We start from the raw sequence: 2,536 nt of genomic DNA on the forward strand, positions 1-2,536 counted from the left end.
GGGGGGGGCCCGGGCCGGGGGGGGGGGGGGGCCGGGCGGCGCGGGGGGGGGGGGGGGGGGGCCCCCCCCGAGGCGGCGGGACCGCGTCGGGAAACGCGGCCCCGCCACCTCGCGCGGGGGCGCCGTGTCAGGGGCGGTCGGCGGGCACCGGGTTGAGCCGCGGGTCCCACTCGACCAGCAGGTGCTGGGGGCCGCGGAAGGAGGTGTTCGGCAGGTACGTGATCTGCTGCCCGCTGACCAGGCGCATGTGCGGCAGCCGGCGGGCCAGCTCCTCGATGAAGATCCGCATCTCCTGCCTGGCGAGCGTGGCACCCATGCAGGCGTGCGCGCCGAACCCGAAGGTCATGTGCCGGTTCGGGTTCGGCCGGTCGATGTCGAAGCGCTCCGGCTCCTCGAAGACCGCCTCGTCATGGTTGGCGGAAGAGGTGATCATCATCACCCGGGCGTCCTTCGGGATCTTCACGCCACCGACCGTGGTCTCCTTCACGGCCAGCCGGCGCCATGCGGCGACCGAGCCGTCGTAGCGCAGCGACTCCTCGGCCGCCTTGGGAATCAGCTCCGGGTCGGCGCAGACCCGCTCCCACGTCAGTGGGTTCTCCAGCAGCGCGCGCAGGGCATTTCCGCTGGCGTTCGTCGTGGTCTCGTGCGCGGCGACCAGGCCGGCCAGCGCCGTGGTCTGCAGCTCGTTGTCGCCGAACAGCCCGGGCTTGCGCTCGCTCTCACGGATCAGGTGCGGCAGCCAGCCAGGCCCGTGCGGGGTCTGCCTGATCTTCTCCACCAGCCCGCCGCTGAACTCCCAGTACCGGCCGAGGTTGGAGGCCACCTGCTTCTGTTCCTCGGGGGACGGCCGGCCGTACATGAACACGGTCTGGTCCAGCGTGAACTGCCGGCAGGCCGCGATGTCCTCGTCCGGGATTCCCATGAAGATCAACGCGATCGTGATCGGCGCCTCCTGGAAGAGGTCGGCCATCAGGTCCGCGCGGCCTTTCTTGACGAAGCCGTCGATGTACTCGTTCACGATCGCGCGGATGCGCGGGGCGAGAGCCTCCACCTCCTTGCCCTTGAAGGGCTCCTGATGCGCGATGCGGCGCTCACGGTGCGACGGGCCGTCCTCGTTGACCAGCGCGAGCCCCGGGTTGAAGCCGTGCTGGATCAGGATCCCGATCGTCTCCTCGGTGGACGGAGTGATCTGGTCCAGGGTGATGGAGGCGGAGAAGGTGTCGGTGTCCTTGAATATCTCCTTGATGTCGTCGTACCGGGTTACGATCCAGTAGTCGAGGACAGGGCTGTAGAAGACCGGCTCCGCCTTGCGGGCGGCGGCCATCGACTTGCCCGGGTGGGCCTGGTACGCGGCTTCGAACGGATCGAACGCGGCGGCCATCGTGGAAACCGGGCACCCGGTCGGCGTGGTGAGTTCAGGGCTCGTGGTCATGACGTCCCCTCGGAAACGAGGCGGCGGGCCGGGACGGGCGGATGCGTGCGCCCATCGCGAGATTATGGTGGGCACTTCCCCACTCCAACCCTTATTGCCCGCCCCCGGCCCCCTACCGATTTCCTGGAACTCGGGGTGCGTGACGCGCCCGAATCCGGGATCCGTCCACGGAATGCGGGTACACGTTCGTCGACGATGTTTGCGCGCCGCCGCGTGCGGGGGACGGCCCGAAGACCGCGGGCGGCGATGGTCACGCGCGGTAAACTGGTTTGCATGGCACAGCCGACACTGAGCCGCCGGGAACGGCTCCGGGCCGAGACGGCCGCGGAGATCAAGGTCACCGCGCTCAAACAGATGGCCGCCGGGGGCGCGGCTGCCGTGTCCCTCCGGGCCATCGCCCGGGACATGGGCATGACCGCGGGCGCCATCTACAGCTACTACGACACCCGTGACGCGCTCATCAACACGCTGATCAGCGACGTCTACACCTCGCTCGCGGACACCCTCGAGGCCGCGCACCGCCGGTTGCCCGAGCAGGACACCGCGCGGCGGGTCCTCGCTCACGGCCACGCCTACCGGCAGTGGGCGATCGAGCATCCCGAGGAGTTCCGGCTCGTGTACGGCGACCCGGTCCCGGGCCACGACCTGCCCGAGGCCAGCGCCGCCTCCGAGGCCGCGCTGCGGGTGTGCCGGCTGCTGATCCAGATGGTCGCCGCGGCCTGGCCGCACGCCGCGCCCGCCCACTCCGGCGGGGACTTCGGCTGGGAGGACTTCCAACCAGGCCTGATCGCCGTGTTGAACGCCGAGCGGCCCGGCCTGCCGCCGGCCGTGCTCGCGCTGACCCTGCGGGTGTGGGGCCGGATGCACGGACTGGTCGCCCTGGAGATCTACGGCCACCTGCGCACCCAGGTCGCCGATGCCGCCAAGCTCTACCACCAGGAGCTGCTCGACCTCATCGCCTCGCTGGGTCTCGATCTCCCGGAGTCGGACGCGACCGTCGGCGGCGAGCGCTGACGGTTCCGACGGCCAGGAGAAACGACCGGCAAGCAGCGAAACGACGAGTCCGCCCGGGTCGAACCGACCCGGGCCGGGGTCGTATACACA

At 70.6% G+C, this 2,536-nt stretch carries 2 protein-coding genes; one reads left to right on the forward strand and one right to left on the reverse strand.

Annotation, left to right across the window (positions count from 1 at the left end; all coding sequences use genetic code 11):
* Positions 1 to 127: 127 nt before the first annotated feature.
* Positions 128 to 1,432 (reverse strand): cytochrome P450, encoded by a 1,305-nt coding sequence (locus tag I6A81_RS40910; RefSeq protein ID WP_203001896.1) that lies wholly within the window; start codon positions 1,430 to 1,432, stop codon positions 128 to 130.
* Positions 1,433 to 1,705: 273 nt separating this feature from the next.
* Between I6A81_RS40910 and I6A81_RS40915 the strand changes: the two genes are divergently transcribed.
* On the forward strand, positions 1,706 to 2,446 hold the full coding sequence (locus I6A81_RS40915; RefSeq protein ID WP_203001897.1) for a TetR/AcrR family transcriptional regulator: 741 nt from the start codon (positions 1,706 to 1,708) through the stop codon (positions 2,444 to 2,446).
* Positions 2,447 to 2,536: the final 90 nt, after the last annotated feature.

This window comes from Frankia nepalensis, assembly GCF_016786325.1.
Classification (GTDB): Bacteria; Actinomycetota; Actinomycetes; order Frankiales; family Frankiaceae; genus Pseudofrankia; species Pseudofrankia nepalensis.

Excerpts from the sequence above, each read along its gene's own strand:
- I6A81_RS40915 (WP_203001897.1), top strand. The coding sequence starts at position 1,706 with ATGGCACAGCCGACACTGAGCCGCCGGGAACGGCTCCGGGCCGAGACG.
- I6A81_RS40910 (WP_203001896.1), bottom strand. The coding sequence starts at position 1,432 with ATGACCACGAGCCCTGAACTCACCACGCCGACCGGGTGCCCGGTTTCC.